This is a genomic window from Demequina aestuarii (genome assembly GCF_000975095.1).
Taxonomy (GTDB): domain Bacteria; phylum Actinomycetota; class Actinomycetes; order Actinomycetales; family Demequinaceae; genus Demequina; species Demequina aestuarii.
In genome coordinates this window covers 1,009,545-1,033,365 of sequence record NZ_BBRD01000001.1, presented here as the reverse complement: position 1 = coordinate 1,033,365, position 23,821 = coordinate 1,009,545, and the positions used below count along the sequence as shown (strand labels likewise).

Sequence of the window (23,821 nt, the reverse complement as noted above, 5' to 3'; positions counted from 1 at the left end):
GATGCCTGTCACCGGCATCACGTCGAGGGATCGAGGTCAGTGGTCGTTCGCCTCCGATCCTCCGAGCGCCGCCATCGGTGAGATGTCCGGTGCGCTTGCCCGTGCGGCGATCGCTTCTTGATCGCTTGGCTCGCGGGCAGCGGCGGCGTCGGCCTCGACTCGCGATCGGTAGGAGGCGATCTCCCGCTCCACACGGTCGTCGTCCCACCCTTGAACAGCGGCCACGATCGCGGCGATCTCCGGCGCGGCCGCGAGGCCTCCATTCGGAACCTCGTAGACCAATCGCGTCCGGTGCATCATCACGTCCTCGAGGTGCATCACCTGCTCGTGAGTGGCGGCGAAGTGGATCTCGGCGCGCAGGTAGGCGGGCGCGTGCTCGAGGGGCCGGGCAAGGTCCTCCTGGGCGCTCACCGCATCGAGGAGTTGGGACAGGCCCGAGCCATACCGGTGCGTGAGGTGATCGAACGTCGCGCGGGTCCATCCGTATCGCGCACTGAGCGCGGGTCCCTGGCGCTTCACGGCCTTGAGCCCCTCGGCGCCCCACAGCGGGATGCGGTCGGTGATCGAGGGGAGCGCTGAGGCGCGCGCGCCAAGGGCGAAGTCCACCGCGTCCTTGGCCATCACGCGATAGGTCGTGAGCTTGCCCCCGGCGACGACTGTCATCCCCGGCGCCGGCGATGCGACAGTATGTTCGCGGGACACCTTCGCCGACGACGTGCCGTCCTTGGTCCCCGGCTGCAGCAGTGGTCGCAGACCCGCCCAGGTTCCCACCACGTCGTCACGGGTCAGCGGCTTCGCGAGCACGGAGTTGGCGTGGTCGAGGAGGTAGTCGATGTCGGCTCGCGTCGCCACCGGGTGCGTCGGGTCGAAGTCGTATGGCGTGTCGGTCGTGCCGATGATCCAGTAGCGAGACCACGGGATGACGAACAGCACGGACTTCTCTGTCTGCAGGATCAGCCCCACATCGCCCCGGATCGCCTCGCGAGGCACCACCACATGGATGCCCTTCGAGGCCAAGACCTGAAGCCCGCCGTCCGACTGCGCCAGGGACTCGGTCTCCTCCGTCCATACGCCCGTCGCGTTGATGACGTGCCGGGCCTTGATCGTGTACCGAGTGCCTGTCTCGAGGTCTTGGACCACCGCGCCGGTCACCGCGCCTACCGAGGAGTGAGTGAGGGAGACGACCTGGGTGCGGTTCGCGGTCAGTGCGCCGTACGACGCCGCAGTCCGGACGAGGGTCAGCACCAGGCGAGCGTCGTCGACCGACGCATCCCAATAGCGAATCGCGCCGATTGCGGCATCGTGCCGCAGGTCGGGGAAGTGCTTGGACATCGCGGTGCGGCTGAGGTGCCGGTGGATCGGGAGCGCGCGGCGCCGGCGGCCATTGACCGAGGCGAGCGTGTCGTACAGGGCGACGCCCGCGCCCACATACGCGCGCTCCCACACTCGGTTCTCGAGCGGGTAGAGGAACGACACCGGCTCGACGAGGTGCGGGGCGAGCTCGGTGATGAGCAGGTCCCTCTCCGTCAACGCCTCATGCACCAGGTGGAAGTCGAGCATCTGCAGGTAGCGCAGCCCACCGTGGACCAACTTCGAGGAGCGAGACGAGGTGCCTGAGGCCCAGTCCTGCGCCTCGACGATGCCCGTGCGCAGTCCCCTGGTCACGGCATCGAGTGCGACGCCGGCGCCGGTGACGCCCCCGCCGATCACGAGGACGTCCAGCCCATGCTCGTTGCTCATCGACTCCAGGTCGGCGAGCCTGCTTTCCGGGGTAAGCGTGCTTCTCATACGCGATTCGTCTCCATTCGTCCCTTTCATGAGACCCTGGTATGAACGGATGCGCAACTCGAGCGCACATATGTGCAGGCCGAGGAGAGACGATGGGAACACGTGACGGTCACCGAGGGGCAGCACCACGGAGCCACGACGACCTCATGCGGGAGGCGGCGCACCTGTACTACCTCGAGGACGAGACGATGGAGGCCGTCGGTAGGCGCATCGGCCAATCGCGCTCGACCGTGTCGCGGATGCTGAAGGCGGCCCGCGCGGCCGGGATCGTGCGGATCCACGTCAGGGATGTGGAGACGACCAGTGGACTCTCGCGGGACCTCGCGGACCGCTTCGGGATCCGCGCCCGCGTGGTGCGCGTCCAGGAGCCGCTGAGCGAGGCCGAGCGGCTTGATCGGGTCGCACGCTTCGCTGCGGAGGCACTGCCTGAGTGGTTCGGCGACGGGATGACGCTCGGCGTGGCCTGGGGCACGACCGTCTCGAGGATCATCGCCCACCTCGCCAACCACCCTCGGGAGGGAGCGACGGTGGTGCAGCTCAACGGCTCCGTCTCGCCCCGCACCACCGGCCTCGCGTTCGGCGCCGAGCAGGTGAGCGCGATTGCGCGCGCCTTCACCGCTGAGATGATGCCCTTCCCGGTGCCGGCGTTCTTCGACTTCCCTCGCACGCGCGAGATGATGTGGCAGGAGCGGTCAGTGCAACAGGTGCTCGAATGCCAGACCAGGACCGACGTCGCGCTGTTCGGCGTGGGCGCGATTCACTCGCCGATGCCGTCTCACGTCTACGCCTCCGGCTATCTCGACGAGGCCGACCGCCGCTCCCTCGCGACCCACGGCGTCGTCGGAGATGTGTGCACCGTCTTCATGCGAGCCGACGGCTCGTGGCGAGACATCTCCATCAACATGCGTGCCAGCGGACCCACGCCGCTCACTCTGAAGCGCATCCCCCGTCGCGTCGCTGTGGTCGCCGCGCCCGCCAAGGCCGTCGCGCTGCTTGCCGCCCTCCACGCCAAGACGATCACCGATCTCATCCTTGACTCAGGCACCGCTCAGTCACTGCTGCGGCAGGCGGATCGAGCCCGCACCTCGCCGACGCGAGCCGGGTAGCGGTCGAACCTGCGCTGGCCGACGTCAGCCCTGCGGTCGACCCGGATCCTCCGTCACAGGAAGCTCGATCTCGCGTGGCTCTTCAGCGACCCGCTGCGACTGCGCAGAGCGCTCGTCCTGAGCCTCGCGGGCCTCCTGCGCGAGCCGAGGCTCCTGGGCTTCCCTCGCCTCCTGCGCCTGGCGGGCGGTGTCGACCTCGTCCACCGCCACGTGAGGCGCGCGGAGGAGCGGGTTGTCCTCGTTGCGACCGTCGATCTCACTGCTGCGCTGGCGCTTGTGCTCCCGCACGAAGGTGTCCCAGCGGCGAAGATTGCTCCGCACCACCGACGTGGTGTGCTCGAACTCGTAGCGCTTGTCCTGGTTGCGGTAGCGCCGGTACATGGCTCGGTACAGCAGGAACCCCACCACGAACGGGAGCACCAGCAGCGCCACCCCGATGAGACCGCCACCGTCGCTGCTGCTGGAAGACGCGACCGTGACCGTGACCGTCGAGAACGTCGTGAACAGGTCCATGGTCACGCCCCCGACGCCATCGCGATGATCCCCAGCGGCCAAGCGATCGCGGCGGTCGCGGCAGACACGCCAAGCGTCACTGCCCAGAGCCGGCCCTTGTTCACGGGCACGCTCCCCATGCACGCGCCGCTGCGGCCGTTGACGGCGATGTAGTGGATCATGACCTGTCCGTCACCCATCTTCTCCGCGTAGCTGTACAGCCACACGGGCAGGAACACCGAGGCCCAGCGGCTCCCGTGGACAGTGAGCTGCTCGTGGGTCCACCGCACGCCGCGGTCATATCCCGCGATGTCGTCGCGAATGGACTCGCGTGCCATCGTGAGGAACTGGACGTGGGCGCGAGACGAGACGTCGTCGATGTTCAGATCGCGCTTCTCGGCCGAGAACTCGCCCAGGTAGTTGCTGTCGAACGCCACCATCTCCTTGACGTCGAACGGAAGCAGCGAGTTGATGATGTTGTTCGTGTTCGAGCGGTTGTCGATGTGCGAGCGCGAGGCCGACGACTCGACGATGAGATCGTCGATGTGGAGGTCGAAGTCGCGCACGACGTCGAACACGTTCGCGTCGTAGTACGTAGTCGAGGTGTTCTTGCCCGTCTGGACGGTGTAGCGCCGCGTGAGCACCTCACCCTGGCCGTGGAGTCTCGCGCCCACATTGCCGTCGACGGTCATATACGGCATGTAGACGCCCATCACGTTGTCGGGCTTGAACTCGTCCTTGAACTTCTTGAGCGCGAAGAACTGGCGCTTCTCCACGAATTGCGCGATGCGCGCGACCGCATCGTCCTTCGTGATAGTGAAGGGCAGCACACCGTCCGGAACGGCGCCATTGGGAATCTTGTCGTTGATCGACAGGATCGAGCGGCACCAGTGGCACCGCGCCTCCAGGGAGTGCGCGGTGTCGACCACGACCTCGGAGCCGCACCCGGTGCACTTCAGCGTGACGAGCGTGTCGTCACTGGTGATGTCGGCGGCGCCAGAGGTGTAGACGCGGCCCTCCAACTCGCCGATGCCTTCGCCGAGCCCGTGCGTGTCCTCGAGCCTGCTGCCCACCCACTCGTACCGGCAGAACTGGCAGATGAGGCTGAGGGTCACACCCTTGCGAGTGATCTCGGTGGACCCGCACTGCGGGCACGAGTCGTGGCCGTGCGCCTGTCCCGTCGTGGTGTCGATGATGGTGGGCTCAGACGCCTGGCCCGATGGCACGCCGTTGGAGTCGTGAGGCTGTGTCACTGCTCGCTCCCCTGCCGGCCGCTAGAGGCCCAGCGCCTTGCGCTTGAGAGCGTCAAAGTCCTCCTGGTTGATGAGTCCCTCGTCGAGCATCGCCTTCGCTTCGCGGATCTTGTCCGCAGGCGTGGGCTCGGCCGCCTGGGCCGCCTGCGGCTGCCGGCCGACGCCCTGCTGCGGCACGGGCTGCTGGCCGGGCTGATTCTGCATGAGGCCACTGACCGCACCCCCGGCAGCGTTCATGCCCATCCCCATGAAGGCGAGGCCATCGCCGCCGCCGGTCTCGCCGGCGGACTGGATCCCTCGCGCAGCGGACTGACGTAGGAACGAATCCCCACGACCACCCGAGAGCGCATCGGCCTTCTGGACGTCTTCGAGGAGCTTCGCGGTGGGAGCGTCGTACTCGATCGCGAGCAGGTTCGCGGCGTGGATGGTGATGCCGCGCTCGTCTGTCCAGTGATAGTGCTCCTCGACCACGCTGGACAGCGTCGTGGCGAATCCGAGCGCGTCGCCCTGGATCGACGAGATCCGGTTGCCGCGCTCGACATCGTTCGTGTAGCGCGAGAACGCCGCCGACAGCGATCCGACCACCTCGTTGAACAGCTGCTCCGAGACCGGGTTGTTCACCTCGGTGAGGTCGAAGATGCCCGCGTTCGCCGTGATGTAGGAGGCGGGCAGGAGGCTCTTCACGAACAGGATCGGGTCGACGACCTTGAGCGTGTACGAGCCGCGCGTCACCGCTCCGGCCTGCGTGCCGAGGTAGTGGTCGTCCCAGTAGATGGGCCCCTGAGTGCCGAACCGGTTGTTCGGGATCTCCTTCAGGTTGACGTAGAACGCCAGGTGCTGGACGCCCGGCTGGCCCCCGTACTTGAATCGCTCCCACGAGCTCTCCACGGTCGACGACAGGAACCCGCCGCCGGTGAACACCGACTTCGCCTGCTGGTCGTCATCCGAGAAGATGTACGCGCCGGCCTCGGCGACGAACGTGGTGATGCGGCCATCCTGGAAGGTGAGGAGACCGTAGCCTTCCGGCACCACCACCTTCGAGCCGTTGGTGATGATGTTCTCGGAGGCGCGGACGTTCGACCCGCGGCCCGCGTTCTGCCCCTTGGGCACCGCGGGGAACACCACCGCGGTCTGCGGCAGGTTGTCCGGCGGCAGAAGAAAGTCGATCCACTGGTCTGCAAGCGTTCCTGAGATCGCTCCTGCGGCGGCCTTGATGAAGCCCATGGGTGCCCCTCCTCGCTGTGTGGCGGGACCAGGCTATCGCACCGGTGCGATGGCCGCCCTGGTCATCGAGCGGAGAGCATCGCAGGCGTCATCTCCCCTGCTATTGTCCTGCGCCGGCGTAGGCGTAGAACGTGAAGACCACCACCGCGATGATCGCGATGACCAGCAGCACCATCACGGTGCCCCGCAGCGCCGCATAGCGGTCGACGGCGGGCAGCAGTGCACGCGTAGCCCCCGCAGAGACGACGCACGGCACGAGGACGATCACGATCGCCGCGGCCACCGCGGGTCCCGTGTCTTCCTGACCCACCGCAATGAAGACGACGGGCACCACCGCCAGGATCGCAGCCATCGCCGCGAACGCGACGGCCGCCTGACCGAGGGCCATGCTCGACGTCCGTGCGAAAAGCACCCTGCCCACGGTGTGGGCCACGACGGCCAGCCCCACCAGCACGATGAGGATGTTGACCGCAGCGATAGCGGCGAGCGTGGAGTTCTCCACCGTGGGCCGCGGCTCGATGTCGGCGAGAGAGCCGAACAGTTGCACGCCGGGGCCCCAGACGATCGCCCACATCAGCACGTAGAGGGGGATGCCGGTAGCGGTGGCAAGCCACGCGGCACGGGTGTTGCCGCCGTAGGGCCTGGTGTCGGTCGCGTCGTCGCTCATCTGTCCACCCTAAGTCGGTTCACGCCGGGTCACCACAAACCGGCCGCGACCCGCCGGAGATGCCGCTCACGCCGCGATGAGCGTGATGCGCACCCGTACGGGGGTTCCGACCTCGATGTGCGCCGCGGCGCGCGCGGCCGCCTTGAGCGGGAGGATGTACGCGCGGTGCTCCTTCGAGGGGAACATCGACGTATCCCAGGTCGTGGTGCCGACGGCCACGCGAACCTTGACCGCGCCGAAGCCGCGTCCTGCTCCGGTCTGGAGCGACTCGACATGGTCCGCGACGTCATCGGGCGTCGTGACGAACACCCATTGAGCGCCGTTGCCGGCCCAGCGCCAGGGCTCGGCGTCGAACTCGTACGTGGTCATGGCGACACGGTAGCGCCAGCGACGGACGTGGGCCAGGCTCAGAATCGGCTGACCATGGGGTTTGCCAGTGCGAGGACCGCCCCGAAGAGCAAGCCAGATCAGACGTCAGCTATTGCTGCGGCAGACCCCTGGTCGCACTCCCCCGGACCGCAACAGCATCAAAGCGCGAGCGCCACAGAGGTCCCCAGCGCCAGTGCGACGAGGACGTACTGGCCCGTCTCCAGCCGACGCATGCGGGTCACGATGGCCTCGCGTTCGGTGCTCGCCGGCCGCTCCCGCAACGAACGGGAGCCCGCCATTGCCCTTCTCGTACTCCACATCCTCGACGCGGGACCATGGCATCCACACCTCGGTGTAGATGCCGAGAGCCCGGACACCGTCCTTGTGCACAAGGAATCCTCCTCGCGACGTCGCCAGCACGGCCCACATGATGAACGGCGGCGTCCAGACCATGATCCACACCATCCCAGAAACGGTTGAGCTCGCCTCAATCATGAAAAGGGACATGGCGACAACGACCGATCCTTGCACCTGCCACATCGCCCGAAACTGCGTCGGTGCGCGCAACTCCATCTCAACGTCACTCATGGTGTCGTCCAGCCCTTCCTGCCGCTCGCTCAGGATCGATCCGCCTGCCGTTCCCGATTCCCGGGGCCACCGCTGTCGCCGGAAGCGTATTGCTACCAGCGGCCACACGCTCCGCAAGCCCGAGCCCTCCCCTTGAATGCGGCAAGACCACGGCGAGCCAGAACAGCTACATCTCTCTCCTGAGCTGCTCTTCGGTCATGTCCAGGAGTTCCCGGATGCTGATCCAGGGAACCGCGGGTCGCGAGCCCGGTCCCGTGGCGTAGAGGAAGCCGACCAAGAGAACCACGAACGACGATGCCATCGGCAGGAGAACCAGGAGCGGGTGGATCGCGCCGAATGCGTGCCACGGCAGCAAAGCGAGCACAAGCGATAACGGGATCATTCCGAGATACAACGCCTTCACGGCGCGCACAAAGAACACCCGGCTCTTGCCGAACCGAGAGAGCCAGTAGCGGTACATCCCGCGTACAAAGCGCGGGAATCGGCGTGGCCGGTTGAGCGCAGCCAGGGCCGCAAGGGACGTGGCCAGCACGAACAGACCAGTGACAGTCGTGACGAGGTTCTCTGCGACAGTCATCGCACCACCAGGTTCCTCCACGGTCGGCACCGCTGCACCACACGTGGGCAAGACTCGGAGTTGATTGATCAGGGGGTATGCGAGGCTGCGGAATCGCCCAGTCCATGGCACTTCTTCGTACAGTCGATCCCCTAGGGACCGTCTTGGTGCAATGCGCATCTACCAGCAACGATACGGTCGAGCGGCGTATCGCGTGTGGCTCCTGTCGCATATCGTAAGCCCGGACCGCGGCAAGTCCGGCGACCCCGAGCCCATCATGGCGACCGACATGACCCTCGCGCCGCACCACTGTGCCGTCGCGCTGGTCACGATGGAAACGAGGCTGGCGCTCGCTCATCGGGAGGTAGGACCGCGAGCGCGTGTGTCGCCGCGCCTGCGATGTCAGGCGCGGGTGAGACCATGTCGGAAAGAGCGTGTGGCGGCAGGAGGTGGCGGGTGCGCGGCGAAGCGACAGTGCTCCACGCCGATCTCGACGCGTTCTACGCATCGGTGGAGCAGCGGGACGAGCCTGCACTGCGGGGCCGGCCCGTCATCGTGGGCGGCGGTGTCGTGGTCGCCGCGAGCTACGAAGCGAAGGCCCGGGGGGTTCGCACTGCGATGGGTGTGCAGCGGGCGCGCGCGCTGTGCCCCGACGCGGTCATCGTCCCGCCCCGGATGGAGGCCTACTCCGCAGCCAGCCGAGCGGTCTTCGAGGTCTTCCATGACACCACGCCCTATGTGGAGGGGATCTCGATCGACGAGGCGTTCCTCGAGGTGGGGGGACTGCGCCGCTTGGCAGGAGCCCCCGATCAGATCGCCGCACGGCTGCGGGAACGCGTGCGTGGCGAAGTGGGCCTTCCGATCTCCGTCGGCGTCGCGAGAACCAGGTTCCTGGCGAAGGTCGCGAGCGCGGCAAGTAAACCTGACGGGCTCCTCGTGGTGGAGCCGGAACGCGAGGAGGCGTTCCTTCATCCGCTCCCGGTCGAACGGCTCTGGGGCGTCGGCGCGGTGACCGCGGAGAAGCTGCACGCGCGAGGCATCTACACCGTCGGACAGCTGGCAGAGATCGAAGCGGCGACCGCCGAGCAGTGGCTCGGCAGGGCAGCCGGTGCCCAGTTGCATGCGCTGGCCCGGCTCCGGGATCCGCGGCCAGTCGAGACGACCAGGCGCCACGGATCCATCGGCTCGCAACGCGCGCTCGGCAACCGGTCCCATTCGGGCGGTGAGCTCGAGCTGATCCTCACTCAGATCGTCGACGGGCTCGCGAAGCGCCTCCGCGATCGGGGCTCCTCGTGCGCCACGGTCGTCCTGCGACTCCGCTACGGCGACTTCACGAAGGCGACTCGATCGCGCACCCTCGCCGCTCCCACCGATCACACCGAGGTGCTGCTCACCGTGGCCCAGAGTTTGCTCGCCGCGGCGGGTCGCGACATCGCCGAGCACGGCATCACCCTGATCGGCGTCTCGCTTTCACAATTGACTCACGCTGGCACCGTCCAGGGGGAGCTCCTCCTCGACTGGAACGATGGGGCACGCACCGACGCCAAACTGGACGTCGCGCTCGACGCGGTACGCGATCGGTTCGGCTCCTCGGCCGTCACCCGCGCGGCGCTCATCGGTCGCGACCCCGGGTTGTCCGCGCCGCGACTGCCCGAACACGAATAGGACTGTGCGAAGCGCTCGTGATGGGGTGCAGTCGGGAGTCTGTCAGGTCATTCGTGAACGTGGATGGGCGTGATGCCGCGGACGGGGTCCGTGGTGGAAGCTGTGCGTGCCCGGGATGTCACGGACACCTCGTCAACTCGGTTGCAGTAAGAGCGAACCATGCCCGGTACCTACGCAGATAGCCAAGCAATCCACGCATCGGCCACACGCCGCCCGTGCGCACCCCCCAAGGGGCCTATAAACCTCTCGAGCACCCCAAAGGCGAGCGCACGCCTCGCGTGGGCCAGGCGGGGCTCGAACCCGCGACCGACGGATTATGAGTCCGCTGCTCTAACCGGCTGAGCTACTGGCCCGATGCCGCCCCCGAGGGCGGCCGCGCGCCAGTCTATCCGTGGCCCGAGCATCGGCCATCCGGGTGGCGTGACCGGGCGACTGGATCATGTAAACTCGCTGACTGCGATCCTCCATAGCTCAATTGGCAGAGCAGCCGACTGTTAATCGGCAGGTTGTTGGTTCGAGTCCAACTGGAGGAGCTCGTAGAAGGCCGGTCCGCTCACACGGGCCGGCCTTTCGCGTTCTTGGCCCTGCACCGCGCCCTACGCCGCGGGCGGTGCCTCCGGCACCGTCACCGAACCATCGTCCTCCAGATCCCAGAACGGGTTCACCGCGAGTTCCCAGACGTGACCGTCGGGATCCGCCACGTAGCCGCTGTACCCGCCCCACGGCGCCTTCTGCGGGCGCCGGAGCATGGTCGCACCCGCGGTGAGCGCAGTGTGGAACCGGTCCTCGACCTCGGCCTCGGTGTGGAAGTTCTGAGCGAGCGCCATGGCACCCGTGCCGAGCTCGGCCACCGGACGCCCTTGCTCCTCGGCGAGTGCGGTGGCAGAGAACAGCGCGAGCACCAGCCCATTGAGCTGGAAGAACACCACCTCGTCCGCGCTCTCGCGCTCGATCCAGCCCCACGCGCCGTAGAACGACCGCGCGCGCTCAAGGTCGCCGACGCCAAGCGTTATCACCGACACCCGCTGCCCCGCCATCGTCGCCTCTCCCCCGTTCTGAGGGGCAGGCTACACCGTCGTCCCTAAACCGTGGCCTCGGCCTTCTCCTCGGTTGACACGGAGCGCCCGGAGCCCGCGATGATCCGGTGGCGGATGGCTCCCGAGATCGCGTCGACCCCGATCGTGACGATGATCACTACCGCAAGAGTGATGCCGATCTGCTCCCATTCGCGCTGGCCGAACAGCTGGCTCAGCAGCGAGCCGATGCCACCAGCCCCGATCACGCCGAGCACGGCCGAGGCGCGGATGTTGATCTCGAACCGGTACAGCCAGAACGCGAGCACCTCGGGCAGCACCTGAGTCCAGTACGCCCAGCGGAGGATCGACCACCGCGACGCACCCGAGGCCTGCCCCGCCTCGACGGGCCCGGCGTCGATCCCCTCGAGCGCCTCCGCCGTGAGCTTGCCCAGCGTGCCGACCGCGCCCACACCGAGTGCGAGGGCGCCCGCGAGCGGGCCGAATCCGAAGATCGGCAGCATGATCACGATCGCGAACACCAGCTCCGGCACCGCACGGATGAGGTTCAGGAACGCGCGCGTGACCTGAACTGTGACGGGGCCAGAGACGTTGCGCGCGGCGAGGAAGCCGAACGGCACCGAGATGAGCGCGCCGAGCAGGGTGCCGACCCACGCCATGTAGACGGACTCCATCATGCGCTCGAACGCCAGCGTCCACTGTTCGCTCTGCGGCTCCTGGAGCGGATTCTGGAACAGCCCTTCGGCCATGAGCACGAGGTACTTGCCGCCGTCGGTGAAGATGCCGATGATCTGGCTCCACCGCGCATCGGACAGGAACGCCGCGCCCGCGAAGACGAGCAGCAGAGCGATCCACACCAGTGTCGAGCGCGCCTTCGACGGCTCCTGCGGGCGCACGGCCGATGCGCGGCCAGCCGATGCGGTCGCGTTCGCCGGGGTCTCGTCGCGGGCGTTCATACGAACCTCCTGCGCAGGTACTGCGACAGTTGGTCGATAACGAGCACGATCACGAAGATCGCGACCGTGATGGCGGCAACGTTCTCGTACGCGAAGCGCGAGAACTGGACGTCGATCACCTGACCGATGCCGCCGCCGCCCGCGATGCCGATGATCACCGATGCGCGGATGTTGAGCTCGAAGATGTAGAGGCAGTAGGACAAATAGTTGGGCATGATCTGCGGCAGCACCGCCCACCGGCCTCGCGAAAAGGTGCCCGATCCGGCGGCGTCGGCGGCCTCGAGTGGGCCCTGGTCGACGGCGTCGATGGTCTCGGCCGTGAGCTTCGCCGCGATGCCGATGTTGAACATGATCAGAGCGAGGATGCCGGCGAGGGAGCCGATCCCCACGAGCGCCACGAAGATCAGCACGTACGCGATGTCCGGGAGCGAACGTATCACCGACAGCACCAGCTTCATCACCCGGTATCCAGGGCCAGAGCGGTTCGTGACCCGCGACGCCATGAACGCGAAGACCAGCCCCACGATCACGCCCACACATGTCGAGATGACCGCGATAGCGATGGTCTCGACCCATGCGTCCCACACGCGGAAGATGAAGGACCAATTCGGGCTCAGGAACTGCTGGATGACCACCCAGCCATTCGCAAAGTTCTCGGCGAGGTCACGCAGCGTGAAGCCGATCTCTCTGCCCGCCCAGACAGTGAAGGCTGCCGCGACCACGAGCGCCGCGATGACGCCCTTCGATGGTGGCGGACGTCGTGGCCGACGATCGGCGTCCGCGCGGGAGCCTGCGAGCGTCGAGGTGCTCATGCGCGCCCGGGCAGCGTATCTTCCGCCGTGAGGGAGCGCCCGTAGATGCTCTCGAACGCGGCGTCGTCGGCCTCGGAGCCTGGCCCGTCGAACACGACTGTGCCGTCACGCATGCCGATCACGCGATCGCCGAACTGGCGCGCGAGGTCGAGGAAGTGCAGGTTCACGATGGTGGTGATGCCCAGGTCTCGATTGATGCGCTGAAGGTCCTTCATGACCATCTGAGCCGTGGGCGGGTCGAGGGAGGCGACCGGCTCGTCGGCAAGCATGACCGAGGGATCCTGCGCGAGCGCCCGCGCGATCGCGACGCGCTGCTGCTGGCCCCCGGAGAGCTGCGACGCGCGGGTCCAGGTCTTCTCGACGATCCCGACGCGCTCGAGGGCGAGGTAGGCCCGCTCCTTCTCCTCCTTGGTCCAGGCGCCCACCATCGACCGGTAGCCCGGGATCGCATGCAGCTGGCCCATCATCACGTTGTTCATCACCGAGGTGCGCTTGACGAGGTTGAAGGACTGGAAGATCATCCCCACCCGGGAGCGGATCGCCCGCATCTCGCGCTTGGACGCGCCCGACACCTCGGCTCCATCGACCGTGAGCGAGCCCGCGGTGATGGGCACGAGTCCATTGATGGTGCGGATGAGAGTGGACTTGCCCGCGCCGGACAGTCCGACCACCACGACGAACTGGCCGTCGGGGATCTCGAGATCGACATTGTCGAGGCCCACCACGCCGTTCGGGTAGCGGACCGTCACGCCTTCGAGTCTGATCATGTTTTCACTGTGCCATGGAACGCGACCGCGGTGGCCGACCCTCGGTGCCGAGGGCCGACCACCGCGTGAGCGTGCGTGTGGCTACTCCTCGCCGAAGTTCGCCGCGACCTGACGCGCCTCGTCGAGTGCCTCGACGTCGGCGGGCTCCAAGCCTTCGATGTTGTAGACCGCGTCGAGGGCGGCAAGGCCCTCATCGGTGCCGGCGATGGCCATCAGAGCATCTGTGATCTGCTGCTGCGCCTCGGCCGACAGGTCGCCGTTCAGCACCGCGCCATCGTTCGGGATGTTCGTCGAGTACGCGAACACGACGACCTTCTCGCCGACGTCCGGGAACTCTTCGGAGAGTTCGGAGCGGGCGTCGTTGAAGGACGTGCCGACCACGGCGTCGCCGTCATAGACCGCCTGCACCGACTGCGGGTGACCGCCGGCGAAGAACGCTCCAGTGAGATCCGTGAGCGGGTCGATGCCGAGGATGGTCTCGAGCTGCGTCGAGGGGTAGTAGTACCCGGACGCCGAGCTGGGGTCGACGAAGGAGATCTGCGACGACGGGTCGATGAGCTCGAGAGCGTCCTCGCCCTGCGGGCCGTCGTAGCCGGTCGCGCCGTTGCAGTAGGAGTAGTTCACGCCGTCGTCGTCCGCCTCGGTGGTGACCTCGTCCAGGCAGAAGGTGTCCGGGTCGTTGGTCATCCACTGCGTCACGTAGCTCGACGAGCCGTAGCGCACCGACTGCAGCACGGGCACCGCGCTCGCCTCGTCGACGGCCTGGACCATGGCGATGGGGCCGAGGAAGCCGATGTCCGCCTGCTGCGTCTGCATCGCCACCACCACTGCCGAGTAGCTCTCTGGGATGAACGTGGTGACCTCGACGCCCAGCTCCTCGCTGAGGAGCTCCGCGAGAGCCTTGCCGTCGGTCACGAGCTGGTCGACCTCGTCGGAGGGCACCAGGCCGAGGATGAGCTCCTCGGGGAGGCCCTCGCCGCCCTCTCCCGCGTCCGAGGTCGACGTCATCTCGTCGCTGGGTTCGGGGGTCGCGTCGTCGTCGCCGTCGCCGCTCGCGCAGCCAGCCAGCGTCAGCGCTGCCGCGCCGATGATCGCCGTCGCGGCGAGGGGGTTGAACCTGATTCTCACAGTCGCACCTTTCACTTCTTCGAGGCGCCGGCGCCGGGTGACGTCGCGGCCTTCCTCGGAACCTACCTCGCAAGAAGTGGCGATGCTCCCGGGAATCGTAGATTTTTCACACTCGTCACATCGCGTTCACACACTCTTTGCCGTACCGCGACGCTACCGAGACATTGGCGTCTCAGGGGTCGCGGAGCGACCGTCGACGCTTCTCGAGAGCGATGAGCTCGGCGAAGCCGGCCTGGTGCCCTTCAGTGCCCTCGCCGGCCCGCTGCATGCGGCCGCGGACGTCGGCGATCTGGCGCGTGAGGCTCAGGTCCATCAACCGGGCCAGCACAGTCCCGCCCCAGTGCCCGAGCGCATCGGGCCGGTCGTGGGGCAGGGGGGTGACGGCGAGTTCGGACACGATGCCGGCGAGGGTCTCCCCCGCCTGCTCCGCGACGGCGTTGGCCCAGTCCCCACCGGCGCTGCCGGGGCCGCCCGCCGCGGTGATCGCGTCGAACACGGCACGGTACTGCGGCACCGTGAACGCCGACGAGTCGAGGTCGCGCAGCACCAGCGCACCGACGGGGTCGGACGCAGCCTCGCGGGGCGCCTGCAGCAGCACGCCCAACGACATCGCCTCGGCCCGTACCACCGGATCGCGGGGGTTCGGACGCGACGGGCCCTCGTCCTGGTACGCGGGGATCGCTCCCGTGGACGGCGGCGGCTCTCCGGGTGCCGCCCTTCGGGCGCGGGCAGCATCCGTGACCGCACGCGAGATCGCCTCGACATCCATCCCCAGCCATCCGGCGAGTCGGCGGCTGTACTCGGGCTGGAGCGCGCGGTCCTTGATCCCGGCGACGACGGGGGCGGCGGCGCGCAGTGCGGCCACCCGGCCCTCTGCCGTGTCCAGATCATGCGACCTCAGCGCGGTGCGGATCACGAACTCGAACAGCGGCACCCGGTGCGCAAGCAGCTCCGTGACCGCGCGATCGCCCCGCTGCTGGCGCAGGTCGCACGGGTCGAGCCCGTCGGGATCCACGGCCACGAACGTCTGGGCGAGGAACTGGTGGTCCAGTTGAAAGGACTTGAGCGCCGCGTTCTGTCCGGCCTCATCGCCATCGAAGGTGAACACGACCCTCGCGCCCGACTCCCCCACCTTGGTCTGCGGCCCGCCAGTGTCCCCCATGAGCCGACGCACCACCTTGACGTGCTCGGAGCCGAAGGCGGTTCCGCACGTCGCGACCGCGTTGGTGACGCCGGCGAGGTGGCAGGCCATCACGTCGGTGTATCCCTCGACGACGACGGTGGTCCGCTCGGAGCGCACCGTGGACTTCGCCAGGTCGAGTCCGTAGAGGACCTGGGCCTTCTTGTACAGCGCGGTCTCTGGGGTGTTGAGGTACTTGGGGCCCTGGTCGTCCTCGTGCAGTCGGCGCGCGCCAAAGCCGATGACCTCGCCCGTGACGTCCCGAATCGGCCACACCAAGCGGCCCCGGAACCGGTCGTACAGTCCTCGAGAGCCCTCGGACATCAGGCCGGTGGCGCGCAGCTCCTCCTCGGTGAATCCCTTGCCGCGCAGGTGCTCGCCGAGGTGCGACCAGCCCTGGGGGGCGTATCCGACGCCGAACATCTCCGCGGCATCGCGGTCGAAGCCTCGCTCCCGCAGGAAGTCACGGCCGATGCGCGCCTCGGGCGAGCCCAGCTGCTCGGCGAAGTAGGCGGCGGCGATCCGGTGCGCCTCGAGCAGACGCTTGCGAAGTCCGGTGGTGCCCTCGCGCCGCGACGCCCCGCCCGCCTCGTAGCGCAGTTGGACGCCGGCGCGGTCGGCAAGATACTCCACTGCCTCGGCGAACGGGAGGCCGTCCATGCGCATGACGAACTCGATGACGTCGCCGCCCTCGCCGCAGCCGAAGCAGTGCCACCGGCCCACGCCTGGGCGCACATGGAACGACGGCGACCGTTCGTCATGGAAGGGACACAGGCCCTTCAGCGAGCCCACCCCTGCGGTCTTGAGCGCCACGTGCTGGCCCACGATGTCTTCGATCGGAGCACGCTCGCGAACGGCCGCGATGTCGTCCCGATTGATGGTGCCTGCCACGGCATCACCATACTCGCGCGCGTGCCGGGCCCAGGCCGCACCCCCGACCCCGTCTCCCACCCGAACCGCAAGCTGGCGCCGTGTCGGTAGGCTTGGCCTCAGACCATCCACGAAAGGAATTCCTGTGAGAGTCGACGCCTTCCTTGCTGACTCGGCCGAGGTCGTCCAGGGCAAGATCTACGCCCTCGGCGCCGGATGGAACACCATCTACGTCCGACAGTTCCCGGCCGCGCACCGCCGCCTCGCCGTCGCCGCCACGGTGCACGTGCCGTTCACCGCGACCAACGTGGCCCACAAGTTCGAGCTCAAGCTCGTCACCGAGGACGGCAAGGAGTACCCGATCGGCCTGCGCGCCGACGCGGACGGCAAGGCTCAGCCCGTGCGCGCCATGGGCGGCGACTTCACGCTCGGGCGCCCGCCGCACCTGGTCGACGGAGATGAGCAGGTCGCCTGCTTCGCCTTCACGATCGACGGACTGCGGTTCGCCGAGGCCGGCATGTTCGGCTGGGCCATCTCGATCGACGGCGAAGAGGTGTCCCGACTGCCGATGCGCGTGCAGCAGGCGCAGCAGCAGTAGATGGAGCTCTACGGCGGGGTGATCTACCCCGCAGTGTTGGTGGCGTGCGCGATCCTGGCGCTCGCCGGCGTCGGAACCATGGTGCAGGTACGGGCCCACAGAGTCCTCGAGAAGGCCGTGACTGGCTTCTGGATCGTCACGGCGATCCAGGTGCTCTCGGTGCTCATCGTGCTCATCCGCGGCAACGACGCGGGTCTCGTCCTCACGCTCGGCTACCTGTTGGCAGCCGTCCTGCTGCTCCCGCTCCTCGGCATCGGCCGCCTGGGCGAACCCGATGCCGCGGCCCTCGACCCTGACCCGAACCGTCCGGTCCTCCAACCCGACCAGATCGCCCGAGTCGACGGCGGCGCCGCGGTCATCGTCGCCATCGCGGCGGCCGTGCTCGCATGGCGCGTGTTCGTCATCCTGGGGTCCTGATGCCACCGATCGGTCGCCTGCTGCTCATCGTCGCCTATGGCGTGCTGGGTCTCGCCGCCGCCGGACGTTCGGTGGTGCAGATCTCGACGCGACTGTCCGAGGCCCCAGTCCCCTACCTGGTCTCGGGCGCATCGGCCGCACTGTATGTCCTGATCGCCGTCGCGCTCTGGCGCGGCTGGCGCTCGGTGGCGCTGTGGGGTACCGGGGTCGAGCTCGTGGGGGTTCTCACCGTCGGGACCCTGGGCTACGTACGACCCTCGTGGTGGCCGGACGAGACCGTCTGGACCGGGTACGGCTCCGCGTACGGCTGGGTGCCGCTCGCGCTGCCGATCGTGGCTCTCGTGGTGCTGCTGCGCGCCACGCGTCCCGACGCCGTCGCTGACTGACCGGACGCGGCCGCCGGTCGGCTACTGACCCCCGCAGTACTTGTGGTGCCAGTTGTACGCCGACGTGTCGGTGAGCGACGCTACCTGGTCGACCGCGACGCGCAGGCGGTCGCCGTCCCCTGACGCCTCACGGTAATCCGCCGCGAACTGCGGCTCCATCGCCTCGTCGCCGCGCTCAGCGATCGCCGCCACCAGCTCCTTCAGGACTCGGCGCTGCTTGGCGTACATGGGGCTCATCTCGCGCGGCGCCATCAGAAAATGCACGGCGATGCCCTTGAGGATGAGGATCTCGTCGAGCGTCTCCTGCGGCACCACCAGCGACGCGCGGTGGCGGGTCAGCGCGCCCGGTCCGTGCTCCTCACGCGTCGCCTGGATGATGGCCTGCGCGAAGCGACCGATCATCTGGCTCGTCATGTCCTTGAGCGCGGCCAGAGAGCGCCGAGATCCGTCGTAGTCCTCGGCCCACCATCGGAAGGTCTGCAGCCGGCCGAGCGCCGCGAGGAGCGGCTCGTCCTCACCGGATCCATACCACTCGCGCACGTGCGCGACGACGGCCCGGGCCTGGCCAGGGTCTCGTAGCGTCGAGAGCTTGAGGGCCCGGTAGACGATCGCGTCCTCGACGTCATGCACGGAGTACGAGATGTCGTCCGCCAGGTCCATGACCTGCGCCTCGAAGCTCTGCTGATCGCCCACGGCGCCGTCGCGGAGCCAGTCGAACACGGGCAGATCCTGGTCGTAGACTCCGAACTTGCGGCTCGGCGTGCCGTCGGGGCGCATGGGCGCTGACGGCTCGCGCCACGGGTACTTGACGACAGCGTCGAGGCCGGCGCGGGTCAGATTCAGACCCACGCAACGACCCGTCGCGGGGTCGATGGACTTGGGCTCCAGGCGAGTGAGGAGCCGCAGCGTCTGGGCGTTTCCCTCGAAGCCCCCAATGTCACGGCTGACGTCATCCAGGGCGCGCTCGCCGTTGTGGCCGAACGGCGGGTGCCCCAGGTCGTGGGCGAGGCAGGCCGCATCCACGATGTCCGGCGAGCATCCCAGCGCTTTGCCCAGCTCACGTCCGACCTGCGCCACCTCGAGCGAGTGCGTGAGACGGGTGCGCACGAAGTCTCCCGACCCCAGCCCCAGCAGCTGGGTCTTGGCGCCCAGTCGCCGCAGCGCGCTCGAGTGGACGATGCGCGCGCGGTCGCGCTCGAACGGCGTGCGCTGGGCGGCCTTGGGGGGCTCGGTGATCCAGCGCTCGGCATCGGCGGGCTCGTAGCCATCGGGAAGGGCGCTCACCGTTCGATGCTATCGGGCGAGCGTTGCGGCGCATCACCCCCGCATCGGGGGCCACCCGGTGTTCACCTTGGCGCGCCCCGCACTGCGCGCCGATGCGTCCGGCCGTAGCGTGGAGCCATGGGACGAGTGCGCGCATACATCGCCAGTTCGATCGACGGATTCATCGCCGGTCCGCATGACGAGCTCGACTGGCTCGAGGCCCCGCGCCCCACCTGGGCGCCCATGGCGAGCGGGACGTGGGCGAACCACCCGGCCGATGCGCTCGGCTACGAGGCCTTCTTTGCGGACGTGGGCGCCATGCTGATGGGACGGCGCACCTACGACGTGGTCGCAAGCCTCGACATCGACTGGCAATACGGAGACGTGCCCATCCTGGTGGCAACCGAACGCCCCCTTGACGGCGCTCCTCCATCCGTGCGGGCCGCGTCCGGGCCCATCGCGAATCTGGTGGCCGAGGCCCTCGAGGCAGCGAACGGAGACGACGTCTACATCGATGGCGGGAGCATGATCCGGCAGGCTCTCGACGAGGGTCTCATCGACGAGCTCACCGTCACCGTGCACCCCACGGTGCTCGGTTCGGGACGGCCGCTGTTCGCGGGGGCCGAGCACCGCCACCACATCACGGTGGCGGATGTGCGCCGCTACGGCGACGGCATGGTGCAGCTCACGCTGGTGCCAGCTCGCGAACCGCGCGACGAGTCCCCGGTGCCGGAAGGCGGAGGTCCGGCGGCCGATGCGGGTGGAGAGCCACCGCTCGGTCTCGCCTGAGGGTTCCCACCATCGGCGACCCCCGCGCTGGGGACTAGCCGCCTGAGACGCTGAGCTCGGCCTCCCGCAGGCGGGATTCGAGGTCGGGCGTGATCTCTTGGGTGTCGAGCCATCCCTCGGGGCAGGCCGGGCGCTTGGGCGTTCCCTGCCTCCCGCGCGCACCCTCTGCGGCCTCGCCCGGGTACGGGGTGTCCAGCGGCAGCGAGTCGAGCAGCGCGCGCAGGCCCTCGAGGCTCTCCACGAGGCCCAGCGACCGGCGCGTGTCGCCGCCCACCGGGTAGCCCTTGAGATACCAGGCCATGTGCTTGCGGATCTCACGCATCGCCTTCGTCTCATCGTCTCCATAGAACGACACCATGAGCTCGCCGTGACGGTAGATGGTGTCCGCCACCTCGCGCAGACCCGGCCTGGCGCGATCGTCGCGGCCCTCGAAGGCAGCCTGGAGGTCCCCGAACAACCATGGCCTGCCCTGGCACCCGCGGCCCACGACCACGCCGTCGCAGCCCGTCTGCTCGACCATCCGGAGAGCATCCTCGGCCGACCAGATATCGCCGTTTCCCAGCACCGGAATGGACGTGATCGCCTCCTTGAGGCGCGCGATCGCCGACCAGTCTGCCGTGCCGGAGTAGAAGTCGGCAGCCGTGCGCGCGTGCAGCGCCACGGCCGCCGCGCCCTCGCTCTCGGCCATGCGGCCCGCATCCAGGTACGTGAGGTGGTCGTCGTCGATCCCCTTGCGCATCTTCACGGTCACGGGCACGTCGAACGGGGCCGCCTCCCGGACCGCAGCCCGCACGATGTCCCGGAACAGGTCCCGCTTCCAGGGGAGCACCGCTCCCCCGCCCTTGCGTGTCACCTTGGGGACAGGGCAGCCGAAGTTCATGTCGATGTGGTCCGCGCGATCCTCCTCGACCAGCATCCGTACGGCGGCACCGATGGTGGCGGGATCGACTCCGTACACCTGCACCGAGCGGGGCTTCTCGTCAGGGTCGTGATGGATGATGCGCATGCTCTCGCGGGTGCGCTCGACCAGCGCCCTCGACGTCACCATCTCGGCGACGTAGAGCCCGCCCCCGTGCTCGCGGCACAGGCGGCGGAACGCCGCATTGGTGATGCCCGCCATGGGAGCGAGCACCACTGGCGTCTCGACCTCGAGGGGGCCGATGCGCAGCGGTGGCAGCACGCGCGCCGCAGTGCTCGGGGTGGTCGTCATCTGTCCATTGTCGCTGATGGTCCGCCCTCGCCCGGCGCCGCACCCGCCGCGGACTCCGCGGGGGCACCCGGCGCATCCGCCAGCGCCGACGGTCCTGCCGTGGGAGCCGCCGCGCGACCGACGTCGCCGCCGGGCATCGACCCGACGGCTTCGTCGTTCCGCACGATTGCGTCGGTGCCGACCACGAGCGCCGCGATCCCCGTCGTGAGCGGCACGGCCAGCACCAGGCCGATGGAGCTGACGAGCGTGCGGACGGCCTCCTCGGCGATCTCGGCCGTGGTCAGCGTGGACCCGAGCGAGGTGTCGTACAGGCTGATCAGCATGATGGCCGGCAGGGCGGCGCCGACGTATGCGAACGCGATCGTGTACACCGTGGACGCGATGTGGTCCCGGCCAATCCTCATGCCGCGCCGGAACAGATTCCAGCGCGAGATGTCGGGACGGGCGGCCCGCAGCTCCCACACGGCCGACGCCTGGGTCACCGTCACGTCGTTCAGCACGCCGAGGCCGGCGATCACGATGCCGCACAGCACGAGCCCCTGCAGGTCGACTGACCTCCCCGACAGTTCGAGATGCGCGCCCTCCTCCGACCAGATCCCGGTCAGGCGCGACGCGTCCACCGCCCACCAGGCGAGAACGGCTGTGACGGTGAGCCCTGCAAGGGTCCCCAAGTAGGCGGTGGTCGTGCGGGAGTTGAGCCCGTGCGCGAGGTAGAGCAGCACGGCGAGGGCGCCCGAACCCGTGACCAGCCCGGTGATCAACGGGTCGCCGCCGTTGAAGAGGGCGGGCACCGTGAAGAAGATGACGATGCCGAACGCCGCCCCGAGGCCGAGGAGCGCTCCGATCCCCCGCCACCAGGCGATGCCGACCACCAACAGGACGTACGCGACGAGCAGGACGAGCATCGGGTTGGCGCGCTCGAAGTCACCGAAGACGAGCTCTCCGGTCTCGAGCTCGAGTGCGCGCACGCGGTCACCCGGCTCGTACTCGAACGTCCCCAGGTCCGCGGGCGGAAGCTCGCGCAGGCCCACGTCCTCGTTCCCGGAGGTCGAGACCTGGGCCACGCCCGTGTCGCGATCCACGGTGTCGACGGTCACCGACACCCACTCGGCGCCTTCGTAGGTGGTGGGGACCGAGCGCAGCATCGACCAGTCGGAGGGCCACACGGCCATGGCGCCGAGGGTCGTGAGGAACAGCACCACCGCCACGATGACCGCAAGGATCAGCGTGGTGCGCTCGGACGCGCGCGGCGGCCGCTCGAGCCCGTGGGAGTGGCCCGCGCCCATCGTGGCCCTACGCGCCGACGAGGCGCGTGGCGAGGTACGACTGCACCTGGCCGAGCGCGACCCGCTCCTGCACCATGGTGTCGCGGTCGCGGATGGTCACCGCCTGGTCGTCCTTCGTCTCGAAGTCGACCGTGATGCAGTACGGCGTGCCGATCTCGTCCTGACGGCGGTAGCGCTTGCCGATCGCCTGGGTCACGTCGAGGTCGACGTTCCAGATGCCGCGCAGCTCCTGAGCGAGCGCCGATGCGGTGGGCATGAGCTCCTCGGACTTCGAGAGCGGCAGGACGGCGGCCTTGACCGGTGCGAGTCGCGGGTCCAGGTGCAGCACCGTGCGCTTGTCGACGCCGCCCTTGGTGTTGGGCGCCTCGTCCTCGTCGTACGCCTCGACCAGGAAGGCCATCAGCGAACGCGTGAGGCCGGCGGCGGGCTCGATGACGTACGGCGTGTAGCGCTCGTTCGTGGCCGGGTCGAGGTAGCTGAGGTCCTTGCCCGAGTGCTGCGAGTGCGTCGACAGGTCGAAGTCGGTGCGGTTCGCGACGCCCTCGAGCTCGCCCCACTCCGAGCCCGTGAAGCCGAACCGGTACTCGATGTCCACGGTGCGCTTCGAGTAGTGCGAGAGCTTCTCCGCCGGGTGCTCGTAGTGGCGCAGGTTGTCGCGGTCGATGCCCAGTCCCGTGTACCAGTCGGTGCGGGCGTCGATCCAATACTGGTGCCACTCCTCGTCCGAGCCGGGCTTGACGAAGAACTCCATCTCCATCTGCTCGAACTCCCGGGTGCGGAAGATGAAGTTTCCCGGCGTGATCTCGTTGCGGAAGGACTTGCCGATCTGGCCGATGCCGAAGGGCACCTTCATGCGCGACGTGCGCTGCACATTCTCGAAGTTCACGAAGATGCCCTGGGCGGTCTCGGGGCGCAGATAATGCAGCCCCGACTCGTCCTCGGTGACACCCAGGTGGGTCTTCAGGAGGCCGTTGAACATCTTGGGCTCGGTCCACTGGCCGCGGTTGCCGCAGTTGGCGCACGCCACCTCGGCGAGGCCGCCCTCGGGCGCGCGGCCCTTCTTCTCCTCGAACTCCTCGAGCAGGTGATCCTCGCGGTAGCGCTTGTGGCAGCTCAGGCACTCGACCAGGGGGTCGACGAACGCGCCGATGTGGCCCGAGGCCTCCCACACCTTAGGAGGCAGGATGACCGAGGAGTCGAGGCCCACGATGTCGTCGCGGCTCGCGACGACGTTGCGCCACCACTGACGCTTGATGTTCTCCTTGAGCTCCACGCCGAGCGGTCCGTAGTCCCACGCGGACCGTGTGCCTCCGTAGATCTCGCCGCACGGGAACACGAAGCCGCGGCGCTTCGCGAGTGAGATCACGTTGTCGAGGCGGGACGGCTGTGCCACTGAGTGCTCCTTGAGGGGTCGACG

At 68.3% G+C, this 23,821-nt stretch carries 24 protein-coding genes and 2 tRNA genes; 7 read left to right on the top strand and 19 right to left on the bottom strand.

Translation table 11 applies throughout. The features are described from left to right. Window positions 1–36 precede the first annotated feature (36 nt). Window positions 37–1,788, bottom strand: coding sequence for a glycerol-3-phosphate dehydrogenase/oxidase (locus tag AOP72_RS04885; RefSeq protein ID WP_062133194.1), 1,752 nt, complete (start codon window positions 1,786–1,788; stop codon window positions 37–39). 92 nt (window positions 1,789–1,880) lie between these two features. Here AOP72_RS04885 and AOP72_RS04880 point away from each other — a divergent pair, with 92 nt between their 5' ends. Beyond that, a complete protein-coding gene (locus AOP72_RS04880; RefSeq protein WP_062133191.1) occupies window positions 1,881–2,894 on the top strand; it encodes a sugar-binding transcriptional regulator in 1,014 nt (337 codons plus the stop codon). A 24-nt stretch (window positions 2,895–2,918) separates the two neighbouring features. On the opposite strand, the gene AOP72_RS04875 is transcribed toward AOP72_RS04880, so the two are convergent. The 7 genes from AOP72_RS04875 to AOP72_RS04850 all read right to left on the bottom strand — a co-directional run bounded on the left by AOP72_RS04875 (window position 2,919) and on the right by AOP72_RS04850 (window position 8,064). Then, a complete protein-coding gene (locus AOP72_RS04875; protein WP_152650250.1) occupies window positions 2,919–3,413 on the bottom strand; it encodes a hypothetical protein in 495 nt (164 codons plus the stop codon). Further along, window positions 3,410–4,639: a hypothetical protein gene (locus AOP72_RS04870; protein WP_062133186.1), complete on the bottom strand. Its 1,230-nt coding sequence runs from the start codon at window positions 4,637–4,639 to the stop codon at window positions 3,410–3,412. The genes AOP72_RS04875 and AOP72_RS04870 overlap by 4 nt, the downstream gene beginning before the upstream one ends. Window positions 4,640–4,660: 21 nt before the next feature. Next, entirely contained in the window at window positions 4,661–5,863 is a 1,203-nt protein-coding gene (locus AOP72_RS04865) for an SPFH domain-containing protein (RefSeq protein ID WP_062133184.1), read from the bottom strand. A 100-nt stretch (window positions 5,864–5,963) separates the two neighbouring features. Continuing rightward, window positions 5,964–6,530, bottom strand: a complete 567-nt coding sequence (locus AOP72_RS04860; protein ID WP_062133181.1) for a hypothetical protein — start codon at window positions 6,528–6,530, stop codon at window positions 5,964–5,966. Window positions 6,531–6,596: 66 nt separating this feature from the next. Then, window positions 6,597–6,899, bottom strand: a complete 303-nt coding sequence (locus tag AOP72_RS04855; RefSeq protein ID WP_062133179.1) for a DUF1905 domain-containing protein — start codon at window positions 6,897–6,899, stop codon at window positions 6,597–6,599. A gap of 158 nt (window positions 6,900–7,057) precedes the next feature. After that, the gene (locus AOP72_RS13525; protein WP_193746356.1) at window positions 7,058–7,198 is read right to left on the bottom strand and encodes a hypothetical protein; all 141 of its coding nucleotides are present in this window, start codon (window positions 7,196–7,198) and stop codon (window positions 7,058–7,060) included. A gap of 455 nt (window positions 7,199–7,653) precedes the next feature. Further along, window positions 7,654–8,064 carry a hypothetical protein gene (locus AOP72_RS04850; RefSeq protein WP_062133176.1) on the bottom strand — a complete coding sequence of 137 codons (411 nt, stop codon included), beginning with the start codon at window positions 8,062–8,064 and terminating at the stop codon, window positions 7,654–7,656. Between the two features lie 435 nt (window positions 8,065–8,499). On the opposite strand from AOP72_RS04850, the gene dinB reads away from it, so the two are divergent. Beyond that, window positions 8,500–9,708: a DNA polymerase IV gene (gene dinB, locus AOP72_RS04845; protein ID WP_062133173.1), complete on the top strand. Its 1,209-nt coding sequence runs from the start codon at window positions 8,500–8,502 to the stop codon at window positions 9,706–9,708. A gap of 279 nt (window positions 9,709–9,987) precedes the next feature. On the opposite strand, the gene AOP72_RS04840 is transcribed toward dinB, so the two are convergent. Next, a tRNA-Ile gene (locus AOP72_RS04840) sits at window positions 9,988–10,061 on the bottom strand. Window positions 10,062–10,168: 107 nt separating this feature from the next. Here AOP72_RS04840 and AOP72_RS04835 point away from each other — a divergent pair. After that, window positions 10,169–10,241, top strand: a tRNA-Asn gene (locus AOP72_RS04835). Between the two features lie 63 nt (window positions 10,242–10,304). Here AOP72_RS04835 and AOP72_RS04830 read toward each other — a convergent pair. From AOP72_RS04830 to dnaG, 6 genes are all read right to left on the bottom strand, one after another. Then, window positions 10,305–10,745, bottom strand: a complete 441-nt coding sequence (locus AOP72_RS04830; RefSeq protein WP_062133170.1) for a VOC family protein — start codon at window positions 10,743–10,745, stop codon at window positions 10,305–10,307. Between the two features lie 44 nt (window positions 10,746–10,789). Continuing rightward, window positions 10,790–11,698, bottom strand: coding sequence for a phosphonate ABC transporter, permease protein PhnE (phnE, locus tag AOP72_RS04825; protein ID WP_062133167.1), 909 nt, complete (start codon window positions 11,696–11,698; stop codon window positions 10,790–10,792). Next, window positions 11,695–12,510: a phosphonate ABC transporter, permease protein PhnE gene (phnE, locus tag AOP72_RS04820; protein ID WP_062133164.1), complete on the bottom strand. Its 816-nt coding sequence runs from the start codon at window positions 12,508–12,510 to the stop codon at window positions 11,695–11,697. Before phnE (AOP72_RS04820) ends, phnE (AOP72_RS04825) begins: the two co-directional genes overlap by 4 nt. Continuing rightward, window positions 12,507–13,277 carry a phosphonate ABC transporter ATP-binding protein gene (phnC, locus tag AOP72_RS04815; RefSeq protein ID WP_062133162.1) on the bottom strand — a complete coding sequence of 257 codons (771 nt, stop codon included), beginning with the start codon at window positions 13,275–13,277 and terminating at the stop codon, window positions 12,507–12,509. The genes phnE (AOP72_RS04820) and phnC overlap by 4 nt, the downstream gene beginning before the upstream one ends. A gap of 81 nt (window positions 13,278–13,358) precedes the next feature. Further along, a complete protein-coding gene (locus tag AOP72_RS04810; RefSeq protein ID WP_238581609.1) occupies window positions 13,359–14,405 on the bottom strand; it encodes a phosphate/phosphite/phosphonate ABC transporter substrate-binding protein in 1,047 nt (348 codons plus the stop codon). Between the two features lie 172 nt (window positions 14,406–14,577). After that, the gene (gene dnaG, locus AOP72_RS04805) at window positions 14,578–16,476 is read right to left on the bottom strand and encodes a DNA primase (RefSeq protein ID WP_062133160.1); all 1,899 of its coding nucleotides are present in this window, start codon (window positions 16,474–16,476) and stop codon (window positions 14,578–14,580) included. A 124-nt stretch (window positions 16,477–16,600) separates the two neighbouring features. Between dnaG and AOP72_RS04800 the strand changes: the two genes are divergently transcribed. The 3 genes from AOP72_RS04800 to AOP72_RS04790 are packed head-to-tail and all read left to right on the top strand — an operon-like array spanning window position 16,601 to window position 17,856. After that, window positions 16,601–17,053: a DUF6941 family protein gene (locus AOP72_RS04800; RefSeq protein WP_062133158.1), complete on the top strand. Its 453-nt coding sequence runs from the start codon at window positions 16,601–16,603 to the stop codon at window positions 17,051–17,053. Beyond that, window positions 17,054–17,470, top strand: a complete 417-nt coding sequence (locus AOP72_RS04795; protein ID WP_062133156.1) for a hypothetical protein — start codon at window positions 17,054–17,056, stop codon at window positions 17,468–17,470. Next, on the top strand, window positions 17,470–17,856 hold the full coding sequence (locus tag AOP72_RS04790; protein WP_062133153.1) for a hypothetical protein: 387 nt from the start codon (window positions 17,470–17,472) through the stop codon (window positions 17,854–17,856). Before AOP72_RS04795 ends, AOP72_RS04790 begins: the two co-directional genes overlap by 1 nt. Before the next feature lie 21 nt (window positions 17,857–17,877). On the opposite strand, the gene AOP72_RS04785 is transcribed toward AOP72_RS04790, so the two are convergent. After that, window positions 17,878–19,140, bottom strand: a complete 1,263-nt coding sequence (locus AOP72_RS04785) for a deoxyguanosinetriphosphate triphosphohydrolase (RefSeq protein WP_062133151.1) — start codon at window positions 19,138–19,140, stop codon at window positions 17,878–17,880. Window positions 19,141–19,257: 117 nt separating this feature from the next. On the opposite strand from AOP72_RS04785, the gene AOP72_RS04780 reads away from it, so the two are divergent. Next, the gene (locus AOP72_RS04780; protein WP_062133147.1) at window positions 19,258–19,908 is read left to right on the top strand and encodes a dihydrofolate reductase family protein; all 651 of its coding nucleotides are present in this window, start codon (window positions 19,258–19,260) and stop codon (window positions 19,906–19,908) included. A 34-nt stretch (window positions 19,909–19,942) separates the two neighbouring features. Here AOP72_RS04780 and dusB read toward each other — a convergent pair whose 3' ends face one another. From dusB to AOP72_RS04765, 3 genes are read right to left on the bottom strand one after another with little or no spacing between them, the layout of a single operon-like run. Then, a complete protein-coding gene (gene dusB, locus AOP72_RS04775) occupies window positions 19,943–21,118 on the bottom strand; it encodes a tRNA dihydrouridine synthase DusB (RefSeq protein ID WP_062133144.1) in 1,176 nt (391 codons plus the stop codon). Then, the gene (locus tag AOP72_RS04770) at window positions 21,115–22,404 is read right to left on the bottom strand and encodes a YibE/F family protein (protein ID WP_062133141.1); all 1,290 of its coding nucleotides are present in this window, start codon (window positions 22,402–22,404) and stop codon (window positions 21,115–21,117) included. The genes dusB and AOP72_RS04770 overlap by 4 nt, the downstream gene beginning before the upstream one ends. 7 nt (window positions 22,405–22,411) lie before the next feature. Then, window positions 22,412–23,797 carry a glycine--tRNA ligase gene (locus AOP72_RS04765; RefSeq protein WP_062133138.1) on the bottom strand — a complete coding sequence of 462 codons (1,386 nt, stop codon included), beginning with the start codon at window positions 23,795–23,797 and terminating at the stop codon, window positions 22,412–22,414. Window positions 23,798–23,821: the final 24 nt, after the last annotated feature.

Excerpts from the sequence above, each read along its gene's own strand:
- dusB (WP_062133144.1), bottom strand. The coding sequence starts at position 21,118 with ATGACGACCACCCCGAGCACTGCGGCGCGCGTGCTGCCACCGCTGCGC.
- AOP72_RS04830 (WP_062133170.1), bottom strand. The coding sequence starts at position 10,745 with ATGGCGGGGCAGCGGGTGTCGGTGATAACGCTTGGCGTCGGCGACCTT.
- AOP72_RS04795 (WP_062133156.1), top strand. The coding sequence starts at position 17,054 with ATGGAGCTCTACGGCGGGGTGATCTACCCCGCAGTGTTGGTGGCGTGC.
- phnE (WP_062133164.1), bottom strand. The coding sequence starts at position 12,510 with ATGAGCACCTCGACGCTCGCAGGCTCCCGCGCGGACGCCGATCGTCGG.
- AOP72_RS04860 (WP_062133181.1), bottom strand. The coding sequence starts at position 6,530 with ATGAGCGACGACGCGACCGACACCAGGCCCTACGGCGGCAACACCCGT.
- AOP72_RS04780 (WP_062133147.1), top strand. The coding sequence starts at position 19,258 with ATGGGACGAGTGCGCGCATACATCGCCAGTTCGATCGACGGATTCATC.
- AOP72_RS04850 (WP_062133176.1), bottom strand. The coding sequence starts at position 8,064 with ATGACTGTCGCAGAGAACCTCGTCACGACTGTCACTGGTCTGTTCGTG.
- AOP72_RS04790 (WP_062133153.1), top strand. The coding sequence starts at position 17,470 with ATGCCACCGATCGGTCGCCTGCTGCTCATCGTCGCCTATGGCGTGCTG.
- AOP72_RS13525 (WP_193746356.1), bottom strand. The coding sequence starts at position 7,198 with ATGGCGGGCTCCCGTTCGTTGCGGGAGCGGCCGGCGAGCACCGAACGC.
- AOP72_RS04855 (WP_062133179.1), bottom strand. The coding sequence starts at position 6,899 with ATGACCACGTACGAGTTCGACGCCGAGCCCTGGCGCTGGGCCGGCAAC.
- AOP72_RS04865 (WP_062133184.1), bottom strand. The coding sequence starts at position 5,863 with ATGGGCTTCATCAAGGCCGCCGCAGGAGCGATCTCAGGAACGCTTGCA.
- phnC (WP_062133162.1), bottom strand. The coding sequence starts at position 13,277 with ATGATCAGACTCGAAGGCGTGACGGTCCGCTACCCGAACGGCGTGGTG.
- AOP72_RS04885 (WP_062133194.1), bottom strand. The coding sequence starts at position 1,788 with ATGAGAAGCACGCTTACCCCGGAAAGCAGGCTCGCCGACCTGGAGTCG.
- AOP72_RS04770 (WP_062133141.1), bottom strand. The coding sequence starts at position 22,404 with ATGGGCGCGGGCCACTCCCACGGGCTCGAGCGGCCGCCGCGCGCGTCC.
- phnE (WP_062133167.1), bottom strand. The coding sequence starts at position 11,698 with ATGAACGCCCGCGACGAGACCCCGGCGAACGCGACCGCATCGGCTGGC.
- AOP72_RS04880 (WP_062133191.1), top strand. The coding sequence starts at position 1,881 with ATGGGAACACGTGACGGTCACCGAGGGGCAGCACCACGGAGCCACGAC.